Here is a 14,248-nt window from a genome sequence, read left to right on the forward strand (position 1 = left end):
TATTCTATAAAACGAGAATTACAATGCCGTGACATAAAAATTACAGTTATGTCACTAAACAACGGATTTATAAAACCTTATTTCAAAAACACTGCCTATGCCCTGCTCACTTTCAACCGAAACGGAGGCATTTTCTTTTTCAAAGACGGTTTTTGCAAGTGCCAAGCCAATACCAACACTGTCCTTTGATGAATTTTTGCCGTGATAAAAACGCTCAAATATATGCGGCAAATCTTCTTCTGCGATTCCGCAACCGTTATCGGAAATTGTCAGCTTATTGTACAGGTTGGTCGAGTCACTTGCAATAATGATTTTTCCGCCGTCATTTGTGTGTTCAAGACAGTTTTTCACAATATTTGAAACCGCTTCAACCGTCCAGCTTTCATCACCGTTAAAGACAAAATCATTTGTATTATTTTGAATAGTGATATTCTTTAGTTCTGCGGTCAAAACAAACGGTTTTAAACTGTCATCAAGCACTTTTGATATACTGACTTCTTCTCTTTTAAATTCGGTTGCGTCTGCATCAAGCTTTGAAATTTTGAGAATATTGGTAATTAACCACTTCATTTTTGACAGCTGATGGTTGATAACTGCAACAAACTCCCGGCGTTTATTGGGATTTTCTTCATTTTCCAAGAGTTCACACATCACCATCATTGATGTAAGCGGAGTTTTGAGTTGATGCGATATATCGGCAATTGAATCTGCGAGATACAATTTGTCATTTTTCAAATACTCATTTTGACTTTGTAACAGTGTGATTACCTTATACAAATTATTCTTTAATATTGATAATTCGCCCTCGGTGTTGTCGTCAATATTCATATCATATATGCCCTTGCAAACAAGCGAAAGGTAATCGTTAAGGTCATTTAGATTTTTATATCTGCGTTTTGTAACAACAGCAAAAATCATTATCAAAATTATGCCAAGTACCAAGCATAAAACAGCACATATCTTGCTGAAAAAAGCACATATAACAGAAAGCACGGCAGTCAAAACCGACGATACAATTAATACTATTTTTATTTCCTTATCATTCATTTTCAATAATATATCCAAGACCCCTGATTGTTTTTATATATTCAGGTTCGGTTGGATTCTCCTCAATTTTATCACGAAGCCGTTTGATGTACACGGTCAAGGTATTGTCCTCAACAAAGTCACCCGCAACATCCCATATATTCTCCAAAAGCTGTGTGCGTGAAAGTACACAGCCTCTATTATTAAGCAGAATAAGAAGCAGTCTGTATTCCATTGCAGTCAAGACAATTTCGTTGCCGTTTTTGTAAACTTTTGCTTCATTTGTATTAACGACCAAATCTTTAACTTTTATTTTACCGTCAGTGCTGTCATTGTTGTATCGTCTGAACACACTCTTAATTCTGACAAGAAGTTCTTTAAGTCTAAACGGCTTTGTGATGTAATCATCGGCACCGAGTTCAAAACCCATAACAACATTTACCTCGTCATCATAAGCCGTAAGGAATATAACAGGAAAATCGCCTATTTCCTTGATTCTTTTGCAAACGGAATATCCGCTTCCGTCAGGCAAGGTTAAATCAAGCAAATACATTGAAAAATTCTTTTGGTTTATTATTTCGAGTGCTTGAGAAACGCTTTTTGCAACGGTTACGGTATATCCCTCATTTTCGAGGGAATATGACAAGCCCATTGCAATTGCATCGTCATCTTCTAACAAAAATATATCCATAATGCACCTCATTATATTTTGTTATAAATATAATAACATATTATATATTGCACTTCCATTACAATATTGTAATAAAAAGGAGCCGATAAATCGACTCCCTAGACTATTGATAAAGCCCCTAAAGCACGCCAAAATTATTTCAGCGTGATTTTGTAGGGGATAGGCTTGCCTATCCCGAAACCTTATTGTTTCAATAATACTATTTAAAGAAAAGTGCCGCAAACATCGAGTTTGCAACACTTTTGGCGTTTTTCGTTTTTTGCTCAGTCGAGGTACCATCGTACATCTTCCTTCCCAAGAAAACGAAATTCAGAACCTTTCTCAATAGCCCCCAGCGTGTCGAAAACACTTTTTCGACACGCTGGGGAGCCGATAAATCGACTCCTTAAAATTAAACTATTTTAATTTGTAATTGATGCCGTTTTCCTTGCACCAATCAACGATTTTATTTTTAACAAAGTTATGCTCAAAATCGCCGTAGCTGTCACGAATTTCAGGATAAATATTGCAGTATTTCCAAAAGGTTTCAACATAATCTTTATCTTCTACCTTTTCAAAAACACCTTTAAGTTTCTTATTGTTAATAGTTTCAATAAAAGCACGCATTATCTCAACATCGTTGACAGTCACATAAGGAACATATCCGAGAGTAACCATAATTTGTGATTTTGAAACATTGTCGGGAATATTGTTATCTGCAAGTTCACTCATATTTTTAAGAGTGTAATCATTCATTGAAAAGCAATAACCGTCTGTACCCGACCATGCTTTATTAACAGAATCATCAGTTATTTCAAAAATATCCATAAAAATGTCCTTACTTAATTGAATTCATTAATCCGCCGTTTTTAATAATATTTTGAATAAACGGAGGAAAAGGCTGTGCCTGATAAGTTTTGCCCGTTGTGATATTTGAGATAACACCGCTGTCAAAATCAACCTCGACTTCGTCACCGTCTTTAATATCTTTTGCAGCCTCATCACATTCAAGAATAGCAAGACCGATATTAATTGCATTGCGGTAAAAAATTCTTGCAAAAGTTGATGCAATTACACAAGAAATGCCCGATGCTTTAATGGCAATAGGTGCGTGCTCTCTTGACGAACCGCAGCCAAAGTTAGCTTCGGCAACCATAATGTCGCCCGCTTTTACATTCTTTGCAAAATCTGCATCAATATCCTCCATACAGTGAGAAGCAAGCCATTCTTCATCAGAACGATTGAGGTATCTTGCAGGGATGATAACATCGGTATCAACATTATCTCCGAATTTATGTACTCTGCCTTTAGCATTCATAATATATACCTCCTTATAAAGTTTCAGGGTCAGCAATATAGCCTTTAATTGCAGATGCAGCAGCAACTGCAGGAGAAGCAAGGTAAATCTCCGATTTTGTGTGACCCATTCTGCCTACAAAATTTCTGTTTGAAGTTGAAACTGCTCTTTCACCGGCAGCCAAAATACCCATATGACCGCCAAGACACGGTCCGCAAGTTGGTGTTGATACAATAGCACCAGCTTCGATAAACGCCTCTACAAGACCTTCTTTAACGCAATTAAGGTAAATTGTTTGAGTTGCAGGAATAACGATTACACGAACTCCGTCGGCAACCTTTTTACCCTTGAGAATTTCGGCGGCAACACGCATATCTTCCATTCTGCCGTTTGTACATGAGCCGATTACAACCTGGTCAATATCAATTCTGTCAATCTCGTCAAATGTTTTTGTGTTTTCAGGAAGATGAGGAAATGCAACAGTTGATTTGAGGGTTGAAAGGTCAATGGTGATTGTTCTTTCATATTCTGCATCTGCGTCAGCCTCAAAGATCTTATATTCTCTTTCGCTTCTGCCTTTAACATATTCAAGTGTGATGTCATCAACAGGGAAAATTCCGTTCTTTGCACCACATTCGATTGCCATATTTGAAATGCAAAGTCTGTCATCCATAGAGAGTTCTTTAATGCCGTCACCCGTAAACTCAAGTGACTTATAAAGAGCACCGTCAACACCGATTTCGCCGATAAGATGAAGAATGACATCCTTACCCGAAATATATCCGTGCTTTTTGCCTGTGATAACAACCTTGATAGCAGACGGAACTTTAAACCAAGCCTTGCCTGTAACCATACCGGCAGCCATATCGGTTGAGCCGACGCCTGTTGAAAAAGCACCGAGAGCACCGTATGTACAAGTGTGTGAATCCGCACCGATAATGCAGTCACCGCAAGTAACAATACCCTGCTCGGGCAAAAGAGCATGTTCAATACCCATATTGCCTACATCGAAGTAATGTGTAATACCGAATGATTTTGCAAATTGGCGAACCTGTTTGCAGTTTTCGGCAGATTGAATATCCTTATTCGGCGTAAAATGATCCATAACAAGAGAAATTCTTGTTTTATCAAATACGGACTTTTTACCGAACTTGTTCATTTCATTTATAGCTACAGGAGAAGTAACATCATTACCGAGAACCATATCAAGATTTGCCTCAATAAGCTGTCCTGCAACAACGCTGTCAAGACCTGCATGAGCCGCCAAAATCTTTTGGGTCATTGTCATTCCCATAATTTTGCCTCCTTATATATCTTCGGTAAACGAACCTTCACCTCTTTGAAGAGATGTTATACCTGTTCTTGCAAGTTCTACAATACCGAATTTTTCTTCAAGTTCTTTAATAAAATTATCAATCGTTTCACCCTGACCGGTATATTCAAGAGTAAATGTTTCAAGAGAAATATCACGAACTCTTGAACCGTAAGAGGCATTAAGTTCCAAAAGAGCATTTTTTTGTTCAATGCCTTCTGCATGAACTTTTACCAAAAGGAGCTCTGACGAAACAGAGTTTTGAGCTGTAAGCTCAGAAACCTTTTTAACAATTTCAAGTTTCAAAAGCTGACGCTTAATCTGTCTGAAATTTTCAGGTTCTGTATATGTTTCAATAGTCATACGAGAGAACTTTTCATCCTCTGTTTCACTAACAGTAAGCGAAGAAATATTATAAGCTCTTCTTGAAAAAAGGCTTGCAACTCTTTGAAGAACACCGCTTTCGTTATCTACGAGAACCGATAAAATCAACTTTTCTTTCATAGCCGAAGTCCTCCTTAATTAAATTCTTCGATAATATCCGTATGAGCTCCTCCCGGAGGAATCATAGGAAGTACATTGGAATCCTTGCTGATTCTGCAATCAACAAGTACAGGTCCGTTATATGAAAACGCTTCATCAAGGACACTGTCAATTTCATCATTTGTATTTATACGAAGTCCTTTAACGCCAAATGCCTCTGCAACTTTGACAAAATCAGTTGCTCTGTTAGGGTCTGTATCAGAAAATCTGTTTTCATAGAAAAGCTTTTGCCACTGACGAACCATACCGAGAACGGTATTATTCATAATAAACATCTTGACAGGAATATTATAAGACTTCATTGTGCAAAGTTCTGCCAAATTCATATGGAAGCCGCCGTCACCCGCAAACATAACAACGGTTTTATTCGGACAACCTACCTGACCGCCGATTGCGGCACCCATTGAATAACCCATTGTGCCCAAACCGCCGGATGACAAAAGAGTACGAGGCATTTTGTATTTATAAAATTGAGCAGCCCAAAGCTGATGTTGACCTACATCGGTAACAACAATAGTATCTTCAGGTGTTTTTTCGTCAATTTTTTCAATCAAAGTTTGCGGATTTACATAATCGCCGATTTGAAGTTGCTTGAAAGGTCTTGAAAAACCTTTAATTTCCGCCCTCCACTCACTGTGGTCTTGCTTATTAACAGCTTCGGTAAGCATAGGAATAATTTCTGCAAGGTCACCGCGGAGATGATAATTTGAAACAATATTCTTGTCCATTTCGGCAGCGTCAATATCAATATGTAAAATTTCCGCATTTGGAGCAAACTTTGCTCTGTTGCCTGCAACACGGTCGCTGAATCTTGCACCGCAAACAATAAGCACATCACAATCGTGAGCGGCTTTGTTGCATTGATAATGTCCGTGCATACCGATAAGTCCGAGGTGAAGCGGATGATTGTACGGAAATGCGCCGAGTCCCATAAGAGATGATACAACAGGACAATCTATTTTTTCGGCAAATTTGATAAGATCTTGACCTACATCAGAAGAAACAGAGCCACCGCCGCAGTAAATAACAGGCTTTTTAGCACTGTTAAGAAGTTCAACCGCTCTGTTAAAGCAAGACTCTTTTGGTGATTTTGCCTTTTCCGGAACAACTTTATCCTGTTTTGTATATTCACAAGAAGCCGCAGTAATATCTTTTGGAATATCAATAAGTACAGGGCCCTTACGACCTGTCTGTGCAATTTTGAATGCACGGCGAATAATATCCGCCAAATCCTCTACCTTTTCTACTTGAAAATTATGTTTTGTAATTGGCATGGTGATGCCGCAAATATCAACCTCTTGGAACGAATCTCTGCCAAGACCGGATGTTGCATAGTTGCAAGTAATTGCAACAACAGGCACGCTGTCCATATATGCAGTTGCAATGCCTGTAACAAGGTTTGTACAACCCGGACCGGATGTTGCAAAGCAGACGCCGACCTTACCCGTTGCTCTTGCATAGCCATCGGCAGCATGTGCGGCAGCCTGCTCATGAGCAGTTAATATATGATTAAAAGTATCGCCGTACTTATAAAGTTCATCAAAAATGTTAAGGATAGTACCGCCCGGATAACCGAATATAGTATCTACACCTTGTTCTTTAAGAACTTCAAGTACAATTTGTGAGCCGTTAAGTTCCATAATGCCCCTCCCTCATAATAGTTACTATTTATTTAAAAATATTAGTTAATATTTTATTCCATATAAAGCCCAATGTCAAGATATATTTACTCTTGTAAAAATATTTATAATGTTATATAATAATGCAGAATAAATTTACATAAAGGAGTTTATATATATGAAATTAGGAATGGTTGGATTGCCTAATGTAGGAAAGAGTACTCTTTTTAATGCAATTACAAACGCAGGTGCACAAAGTGCAAACTACCCTTTCTGTACCATTGAGCCAAATATCGGCATGGTAAGCGTGCCGGATGAAAGACTTGACAAACTTGCCGAAATGTATCAGCCTGATAAGTTTACACCGGCTACAATCGAATTTGTTGACATTGCAGGTCTTGTAAAAGGTGCAAGCCAAGGCGAAGGACTCGGCAACAAGTTCCTTTCTCACATCAGGGAAGTTGACGCCATTATACATGTTGTAAGATGCTTTGAAAACGACGACATTACCCATGTTGACGGTAATATAGACCCGGCAAGGGATATCGAAACAATTAACCTTGAACTTATTCTCTCTGACCTTGACATTCTTTCAAGACGCCTTGACAACAGAAGAAAGGCGATGAAGGGCGACAAAAAACTCGCCGGCGAAGTCGATTTTCTTGAAAGACTTGTAAAAGAGATGGAACAAGGCAAAACAGCAAGAGCATGCGAAATATCCGAAGAAGAAAAAGAATATCTCAAAGATGTTGCACTTCTCACAATCAAGCCTGTAATTTATGCCTGTAATATGGGCGAAAATGACTTTGCAGACGGAATTGACAACAATAAATTCTACAATATCGTTAAGGAAATTGCAGCACAAGAAGGCGCGGAAACGTTCCCGATTTGTGCCGAAATGGAAGCACAGATTGCAGAACTTGACCCTGATGAAAAAGAAATGTTCCTTGAAGATATGGGACTTGAAAAATCCGGTCTTGACCGTTTGATTAAAAAGAGTTATTCCCTCTTAGGTCTTATCAGCTATCTTACGGCGGGCAAACCTGAAGTAAGAGCGTGGACAATCAAAAAAGGAACAAAAGCTCCTCAGGCAGCCGGCAAAATTCACACCGACTTTGAGCGTGGTTTCATCAGAGCTGAAGTTGTGTCGTTTGACGACCTTATGGCTTGCGGTTCAATGACCGTTGCAAAAGAAAAAGGTCTTGTAAGAAGCGAAGGCAAAGATTATGTTATGAACGACGGTGATATTGTTCTCTTTAGATTTAATGTATAAATTTTGTTACTAAATTTGTAGAAATAATACATTTTTTGAATAAAGCAAATGATTTTTGTTGACAGTAAGTAACCAATAGTTTATTATAATATTAAATAGATGTTAATTAAAAGTGGATTTGGAGGCAAAATGGCTGATATAAACAAAAAATCGGACAAAGACCTCCTCACTTTACGCAAAAGCGAAGATGCCACTACCGAGTTGATAAACAGATACAAGCCTATTGTTGAAGCAATAGCAATGAAATATATCAACTCACCTCTTGAAAAGGATGACCTGGTTCAGGAAGGTATGATAGGATTATTGGCGGCAATTAACTCTTACAGAGAAGAAAAAGGTGCATCATTCGGCACATATGCAGGACATTGCATTAACAATTCGATACAATCGGCTTTAAGAAAAGTATCTCGGCTAAAAGATATTCCTCAATCGAGCCTTGTGTCTATTGAAGATGATTATTTTGATGATGTTGTACATCTCAGTGCCGAGGATGAATATCTTGCAAAAGAAAGTGTATCAAATCTCAGTCAAGTGCTTTACGAAGAACTTTCAAGCTTTGAAAATGAAGTTTTAAGACTGTATATTGTAGGATGTACATACAGCGAAATTGCCGATAAACTTGACAAAAACACCAAAGCTATCGACAACGCCATACAACGTATTCGTAAGAAACTCGAGGGAGTTGCTTTTTGAATAATTATCCCAGGCAAATCTATAGAGAGGTAGGAAGAAACATGTACGAAGATAAAACACTGGTGTGCAAGGATTGCCACAATGAGTTTGTTTTCACTGCCGGCGAGCAGGAATTTTATGCAGAAAAAGGTTTTGTAAACGAACCACAGCGTTGTAAAGCTTGCCGTGACGCAAAAAAGCAAGCCGCTAAGGGTCCTAAGGAAATGCACGATGCTACATGTGCAGAATGCGGAAAAAGCTGTAAAGTACCGTTTAAGCCAACTGACGGCAGACCTGTATATTGCAGCGAATGTTTTGCAAAAAGAACCGAAGAATAAATAGATATAACAAAAAAGTCCATCGAAAGGGGCACACTGCATAAGGAAGTAATTGGTTTAAGCTTTCTGAGTTTTGCCCATTGCACTATTAAAAAATCCCGTTAATACGCAAGTATTGACGGGATTTTGTTAATGCACACTGAACAAAATCAGTTTGCTTAAACTGCCCTGCACTCAAAAAGCCAAAGAAACAGATGAAAGACAAGGCATAATTTACAGGGCAGGCTTGCCGCCTTCACTGTAAATTTAACGCAGTATTTCGCTGTTTATTTGATTTTTTGAGCATTTATTCTTTATGTAGTGTGCCCCAAAGGTGGACTTTTTCTTATATTATTCAGTTTTGAATAGCGGTAAGAGCACTTACCTTTACGGATTTTCTTGCCGGAGATAAGCCTGCAAGTATACCTATTCCTGCAGAAAAAACCACACCGCAAATTGCAAGCCATGGCGGAATATACGACAAAGTAAGTTTAACATCCGAACCCATTCCCAAGAATGAGCCTCCGCCCATATGATTCATAACCACTCGCCCTATCAAATTTGCCGCTGTTGATATAATATAACTTATTGTAACACCGACAGCACCGCCGATGCCGCCGATAATTGCCGCTTCATAAAGAAACATTGCCTTTATATCCTTAATTTCGCAGCCGATAACCTTTAGAATACCGATTTCCTTTTGGCGTTCAAAAACAGACATAACCATTGTGTTGCTGATGCCAAATGATGCAACAAACATTGAAACCGCACCGATTGCACCCAAAACAAGTTGAACAACTTTCATAACCTTTTTGGAATTTTCAAGAGCTTCGTCATCGGTAGAACAGGAATAGCCTACATCTTGCAAAGCTTTTTTAACATCATTCACCTTGCTTGAATCTTCTACATAAACATTTATACTGCTGTATGTCATTTTTTCTTTTTTACCGGGATTCAACATTTGACTCTCCTGAAAAAGTCTTTTCGCCAAATCCATACTGATAAAAACAGAATATTGCGAATCATAATCCATTGATGAAGCAGACTTTAAAACGCCGGACACATATAGTTTTTGTTTATTACCGAATTTGTCAGTTGCTGTACCGCTGTCATCGCCTGAACTTGCCTTTGAAGAAATGAGAAAAGTGTTTTTCATGGCATCAATATCGCATGAATCAACCTCATAGTTTTTGTCATAGGTAAAATTAACCTGATTGCCTTGAGCATCTTGAAAATTAGTTACGGAATCTTTGCCGAAGAAAGCACAATTGGGCTTATCTACTCCCGAAAAATCGCCTTCGGCAAGTTTATATCCAAGTGCTTCCATCTGCGACAAATCCATACCGTAAACCGTACCGGTATAACTATATTTACCGCAATTGATAGCAACATTACTGTCTACCATAAGCATTGGAACAACACACTTTACACCGTCTATTTCTTCAAAATATTTAACCGCTGTATCGTCAAACGGAAGAGACTGTGTTCCGTCTTCGGAATCCATTGAGTAAACTGAAATTTTATTAAGCGATGAATCACTTTTGTATTGAGCGGTAATCATTTTGTCAATACCGAGCCCGATTGAAAGCATAATAATGATTGCACAAGCACCTACAACAACACCGCAAATAGTAAGGATAGTTCTTGTTTTTCTGTTTTTTAGGTTCTGCCAAGCAATCGCAATAAGATCAGATTTCTTCATTAAAATCTACCTTACCTTTCTTATGCTTTTTCTTCTTAACAACAACGATAACCGTTACAACCGCAGCCACACCGACAACACCGGCAACAGCACCGATAATTTTTTTTGATTTATTATTTGAAGTATCATCGGTTTTATCTCCGTCGGTACTGTCTGTATTGTCAGTCGGGAACGGGTCAACATAATCCTGAACAGTTACCTTAAAAGTTTGCTTAATTTTTTTCTTATCGGCATTATCATTTTCATATTCAAACACCAAAGTAAGCTTATAATCACCTGCTTCATTCAAAGTGATAGGCAAATTGTAATTGCTTGAATACTGTGCACCCGCCTCGATTGTGCCTATATAAGATGAATTAAGTTCTGTACCCGACTCGTCAAGAACACGAACATTACCGTTATTAAGAACGGTTTTACCTGTATTTACAATGCTGAACGCACAATCGGTTTCATCACCCGTATTGATTGTTTTATCGGCAAGGTCAATGCTTGAAAACATAACCTTGTCAGGCTGAACAACAGGAATACTCATGGTGAGTTCTTCTGTACCCGATTGCTTTTGACCGCCTTCAACATACTCATAAGTAATAGAAGCGGTAACAGGATAAACTCCCGATTGAGCGGTATTAAGACAACTGAATTTTTTAGAAACACCTACAGAAGAATTTGGGTTTATATGATCAACGGAAATTGTATCTGTACCGTCTGCAACAACAAATGTGTCGCCGCCGGACACCTTAACAATAACATTTTTTGCTTTGATTGATTTTGAGTTATTTTTTACGGAAAAATTCAAAGTAAATTTTTTACCGCCTTTAATTGATGACTTTCCGTAATTGAATCCACCGATAACAAGACGAGGAGTAAGAGCAACCGATGAACCGCCTTTTTTGGAGACTGTTTTAATTGTAAAATTTGATTCGGCTGTTCCCTGTTCTACATTTCCACTCTTTGTGTATTCATATGTAATGCTGACTGAAATAGGATGCATTCCTGCCGAAACGGAATTATTGCAAATAAACTTCTTTGAAAATTTTGCTTTCCCGTTTTTTGAAATAGAATTTCTGTAAATAGTATCAACATCGTTAACAATGCTGAAAGCATCTCCGCCGTTTAATTTAATATTAACATTTTTTACATCATATGTTGTACTCTTATTGGCAACAGTAAAATCAAGAGTAAACTTTTCACCCGGCTTGATGTCATTGTCAAACTTATCGTACGATGTAACCAAAACGGGAGTGGTTACACTTGAAGGATACGAATAAGTCATAACACTGTAATTTGCTTCTACCGTGCTCTCTCCGCCACTGTAACTGTATGTACAGCTTACCGTAATAGGATGTGAACCGGCAGCGGTACCGTTATTGCATATAAAAGCTTTGCTTACGGAAGCGGTTGAATTAAAGCTTGAAACATATTCCGTATCCGAACCTCTGTATACAGAAAAAGCATCACCGCCCGAAAACTTAAACGAAGCGTCTTGAATACTGTACCCTCTCGGATTTGTAACAGTTGCGGTAACAGTAAATACATCGCCTTGATATATTGCTGATTTGTCTACACTAAAGGCAGAAAAAACAATTTTAGGCACTTGTGCTTCTGTAACAGGTTCATCATCATTATCTGCCGCAAAAGCGGTTTGCACCGACATCGTCATAATTATAACAATTAAAATAGATAATATACTTTTAATTTTTTTCATCTTTTAAGTTCTCCATATTCTTTTTGTATTCTTTTGATATTACTTTACCGTCACTTATATTAACTATAATATCGGCATAAGCGGCAACATTTTTATCATGAGTTACCATAATAACGGTATTATGCCTGGTATCGACAATATTCCGTATAAGTTCCATAACCTCTTGAGTGGTATGGCTGTCAAGATTACCCGTCGGTTCATCCGCAAAAATAATACTCGGATCAGTTACCAGTGCTCTTGCTATGCCGACTCTTTGCTGTTGACCGCCACTCATTTCGGCAGGTTTATGCTTATATCTTTTTTCGATACCTACAAGCTTAAGCATCTCAAAAGCCTTCTTCTCTCTTATCTGCTTATCAACACCCCTAAAACACAGCGGAAAAGCCACATTTTCAAGAGCCGTTAAAGTAGGTAAAAGATTATATGCTTGAAAAATAAATCCTGTATACCTTTGTCTAAACTTTGTAAGCTGTTCTTCCGTAAGTTCGTCAATTCTGAACTTACCGATATGAACCTCTCCTTTTGTCGGTCGTTCAAGACCGGCAAGCATATTCAGGAGAGTGGATTTGCCCGAACCGGATGTGCCGAGAATTGCAACTATTTGCCCTCGTTCAATTTCCAAATTTACATCGTCAAGTGCCTTTATTGTTTCATCACCGACAGTATAATATTTTGACAAATTTTTTGTTATGATAAGTATATCTTTTTTCATAATTTGCCTCTCTTCAATTTCTACGCTAATAATAACACATTAAAAGGGTAAGTCAATAGTTTTTTCAAATCTTAACTAAAACTTTATTTTGTACCAATATAACCTTAACTAAAACTTTATTATTAAGAAAATATACGATAAAAATCTATACCAATTATATATAGATTTCGCTTTTCAAATTTTAATATAAAAATAAAAAGAAGCCTTAAAATTAAGACTTCTTTCTTGGCGCAGAAGGAGAGATTCGAGAGCTTTGCTCTCGCAGCCTTTTTTATATATCCTTGCTCCTCTGCTTCGCAAACCGTCGCAAATGGATTAGTCAGAGTTCTCATCTCTCGCAAAAATAAAAAGAAGCCTTAAAAAATAAGACTTCTTTCTTGGCGCAGAAGGAGAGATTCGAACTCTCGCGTCGGTTTCCCGGCCTACGCCCTTAGCAGGGGCGCCTCGTCACCAGCTTGAGTACTTCTGCGTGTAACTTGGTTTTTACCTGTCAAGTTGTTGCACCTAAGTGCAGAAATTACTTTACCATATAAACACCTAAATGTCAAGCAAAATTATAAAATTAAATTATTTGAAAAAAACACTTGACATTTTGTAACTGTTATGATAATATAGCAAAGCATTCGAGTTACGCAGAGGTATCGAAGTGGTCATAACGAGGCGGTCTTGAAAACCGTTTGGGTTCACGCCCACGTGGGTTCGAATCCCACCCTCTGCGCCATAGCAGACTGTCATCAGACAGTCTGTTTTTTGTTTATTATAATAATTTTTTTATTTTTATCATATCATAATATAGGTGATATTATGAATAAAAAAACACTTAAACTTGAGGTAATCGGATATATTTTTTCCGCCGTACTCGGAACATTAATGCACTTCATTTACGAATGGTCAAATAACAATTCTATTATAGGACTGTTCTGCCCCGTAAACGAAAGTCCGTTTGAACATTTAAAACTTTTGTTTTTTCCTTTTCTGATATGGACATTTATTGAAACAATAAAGCTATCGCAAGACAAATTTAATGTTTACTTTGCCAAGTTAATCGGTATTGTTTCAGGAATGCTTTTCACACTTGCCGTTTTTTATATCAGCAACGGTATGTTCGGCAAAAATTTTGAATTTGTAAACATTGCAAGCTTTTTTATCGGAATTTTGGCGGCTTATATAATCAGTTATAATATTATAAAAAGCTCCAAAGGAAATGGGCTTGTTAACGGTATATCATTTGCTCTTTTAATGATAATTGCAATTGGGTTTATGTTTTTAACATATTTTCCTGTTCACATTCCGTTTTTTAAGGATTCGCAAGACAATACTTTTGGAATTACAAAGCAGTTATGACACTGCTTTTTTTGTATCATTTTATGTATAAATATTCTTTTTACTGTATATTTATT

14 protein-coding genes and 2 tRNA genes are annotated in these 14,248 nt (G+C 37.6%); 5 read left to right on the top strand and 11 right to left on the bottom strand.

Translation table 11 applies throughout. The features are described 5' to 3' along the window. Positions 1–54 precede the first annotated feature (54 nt). The 7 genes from Q0E08_RS02795 to ilvB form a co-directional block, all read right to left on the bottom strand. Entirely contained in the window at positions 55–1,047 is a 993-nt protein-coding gene (locus Q0E08_RS02795; RefSeq protein WP_294776076.1) for a sensor histidine kinase KdpD, read from the bottom strand. After that, the gene (locus Q0E08_RS02800; RefSeq protein ID WP_290912732.1) at positions 1,040–1,717 is read right to left on the bottom strand and encodes a response regulator transcription factor; all 678 of its coding nucleotides are present in this window, start codon (positions 1,715–1,717) and stop codon (positions 1,040–1,042) included. Before Q0E08_RS02800 ends, Q0E08_RS02795 begins: the two co-directional genes overlap by 8 nt. Positions 1,718–2,113: 396 nt before the next feature. Next, the gene (locus tag Q0E08_RS02805; protein WP_177664162.1) at positions 2,114–2,524 is read right to left on the bottom strand and encodes a hypothetical protein; all 411 of its coding nucleotides are present in this window, start codon (positions 2,522–2,524) and stop codon (positions 2,114–2,116) included. Between the two features lie 10 nt (positions 2,525–2,534). Continuing rightward, positions 2,535–3,014, bottom strand: a complete 480-nt coding sequence (gene leuD, locus Q0E08_RS02810) for a 3-isopropylmalate dehydratase small subunit (protein WP_078768718.1) — start codon at positions 3,012–3,014, stop codon at positions 2,535–2,537. A 13-nt stretch (positions 3,015–3,027) separates the two neighbouring features. Further along, on the bottom strand, positions 3,028–4,287 hold the full coding sequence (leuC, locus tag Q0E08_RS02815; RefSeq protein ID WP_294776083.1) for a 3-isopropylmalate dehydratase large subunit: 1,260 nt from the start codon (positions 4,285–4,287) through the stop codon (positions 3,028–3,030). Between the two features lie 12 nt (positions 4,288–4,299). Next, positions 4,300–4,809, bottom strand: coding sequence for an acetolactate synthase small subunit (gene ilvN / locus Q0E08_RS02820; protein ID WP_294776088.1), 510 nt, complete (start codon positions 4,807–4,809; stop codon positions 4,300–4,302). Between the two features lie 14 nt (positions 4,810–4,823). Then, entirely contained in the window at positions 4,824–6,491 is a 1,668-nt protein-coding gene (ilvB, locus tag Q0E08_RS02825) for a biosynthetic-type acetolactate synthase large subunit (protein WP_367118520.1), read from the bottom strand. A gap of 154 nt (positions 6,492–6,645) precedes the next feature. Here ilvB and ychF point away from each other — a divergent pair, with 154 nt between their 5' ends. From ychF to Q0E08_RS02840, 3 genes are all read left to right on the top strand, one after another. Beyond that, positions 6,646–7,740 (top strand): redox-regulated ATPase YchF, encoded by a 1,095-nt coding sequence (gene ychF / locus Q0E08_RS02830; RefSeq protein ID WP_294776094.1) that lies wholly within the window; start codon positions 6,646–6,648, stop codon positions 7,738–7,740. Between the two features lie 129 nt (positions 7,741–7,869). Next, positions 7,870–8,433, top strand: a complete 564-nt coding sequence (locus tag Q0E08_RS02835; protein ID WP_294776095.1) for a sigma-70 family RNA polymerase sigma factor — start codon at positions 7,870–7,872, stop codon at positions 8,431–8,433. A 41-nt stretch (positions 8,434–8,474) separates the two neighbouring features. Further along, on the top strand, positions 8,475–8,750 hold the full coding sequence (locus tag Q0E08_RS02840; protein WP_294776096.1) for a zinc-ribbon domain containing protein: 276 nt from the start codon (positions 8,475–8,477) through the stop codon (positions 8,748–8,750). Between the two features lie 334 nt (positions 8,751–9,084). On the opposite strand, the gene Q0E08_RS02845 is transcribed toward Q0E08_RS02840, so the two are convergent. From Q0E08_RS02845 to Q0E08_RS02860, 4 genes are all read right to left on the bottom strand, one after another. Continuing rightward, positions 9,085–10,431, bottom strand: a complete 1,347-nt coding sequence (locus Q0E08_RS02845) for an FtsX-like permease family protein (RefSeq protein WP_294776097.1) — start codon at positions 10,429–10,431, stop codon at positions 9,085–9,087. Further along, a complete protein-coding gene (locus Q0E08_RS02850; RefSeq protein ID WP_294776113.1) occupies positions 10,418–12,136 on the bottom strand; it encodes a hypothetical protein in 1,719 nt (572 codons plus the stop codon). Before Q0E08_RS02850 ends, Q0E08_RS02845 begins: the two co-directional genes overlap by 14 nt. After that, positions 12,123–12,848, bottom strand: coding sequence for an ABC transporter ATP-binding protein (locus Q0E08_RS02855; protein WP_294776114.1), 726 nt, complete (start codon positions 12,846–12,848; stop codon positions 12,123–12,125). Before Q0E08_RS02855 ends, Q0E08_RS02850 begins: the two co-directional genes overlap by 14 nt. 378 nt (positions 12,849–13,226) lie before the next feature. Further along, a tRNA-Ser gene (locus tag Q0E08_RS02860) sits at positions 13,227–13,317 on the bottom strand. A gap of 163 nt (positions 13,318–13,480) precedes the next feature. Here Q0E08_RS02860 and Q0E08_RS02865 point away from each other — a divergent pair. Next, positions 13,481–13,569, top strand: a tRNA-Ser gene (locus Q0E08_RS02865). An 83-nt stretch (positions 13,570–13,652) separates the two neighbouring features. Then, entirely contained in the window at positions 13,653–14,192 is a 540-nt protein-coding gene (locus Q0E08_RS02870) for a DUF6512 family protein (RefSeq protein ID WP_294776119.1), read from the top strand. Positions 14,193–14,248 lie beyond the last annotated feature (56 nt).

This window comes from uncultured Eubacterium sp., assembly GCF_934561735.1.
Lineage (GTDB): Bacteria > Bacillota > Clostridia > Oscillospirales > Acutalibacteraceae > Eubacterium_R.

Bases quoted from the DNA above. Each gene is read 5' to 3' on its own strand.
- Q0E08_RS02795 (WP_294776076.1), bottom strand. From the start codon at position 1,047: ATGAATGATAAGGAAATAAAAATAGTATTAATTGTATCGTCGGTTTTG.
- Q0E08_RS02800 (WP_290912732.1), bottom strand. From the start codon at position 1,717: ATGGATATATTTTTGTTAGAAGATGACGATGCAATTGCAATGGGCTTG.
- Q0E08_RS02805 (WP_177664162.1), bottom strand. From the start codon at position 2,524: ATGGATATTTTTGAAATAACTGATGATTCTGTTAATAAAGCATGGTCG.
- leuD (WP_078768718.1), bottom strand. From the start codon at position 3,014: ATGAATGCTAAAGGCAGAGTACATAAATTCGGAGATAATGTTGATACC.
- leuC (WP_294776083.1), bottom strand. From the start codon at position 4,287: ATGGGAATGACAATGACCCAAAAGATTTTGGCGGCTCATGCAGGTCTT.
- ilvN (WP_294776088.1), bottom strand. From the start codon at position 4,809: ATGAAAGAAAAGTTGATTTTATCGGTTCTCGTAGATAACGAAAGCGGT.
- ychF (WP_294776094.1), top strand. From the start codon at position 6,646: ATGAAATTAGGAATGGTTGGATTGCCTAATGTAGGAAAGAGTACTCTT.
- Q0E08_RS02835 (WP_294776095.1), top strand. From the start codon at position 7,870: ATGGCTGATATAAACAAAAAATCGGACAAAGACCTCCTCACTTTACGC.
- Q0E08_RS02840 (WP_294776096.1), top strand. From the start codon at position 8,475: ATGTACGAAGATAAAACACTGGTGTGCAAGGATTGCCACAATGAGTTT.
- Q0E08_RS02845 (WP_294776097.1), bottom strand. From the start codon at position 10,431: ATGAAGAAATCTGATCTTATTGCGATTGCTTGGCAGAACCTAAAAAAC.
- Q0E08_RS02850 (WP_294776113.1), bottom strand. From the start codon at position 12,136: ATGAAAAAAATTAAAAGTATATTATCTATTTTAATTGTTATAATTATG.
- Q0E08_RS02855 (WP_294776114.1), bottom strand. From the start codon at position 12,848: ATGAAAAAAGATATACTTATCATAACAAAAAATTTGTCAAAATATTAT.
- Q0E08_RS02870 (WP_294776119.1), top strand. From the start codon at position 13,653: ATGAATAAAAAAACACTTAAACTTGAGGTAATCGGATATATTTTTTCC.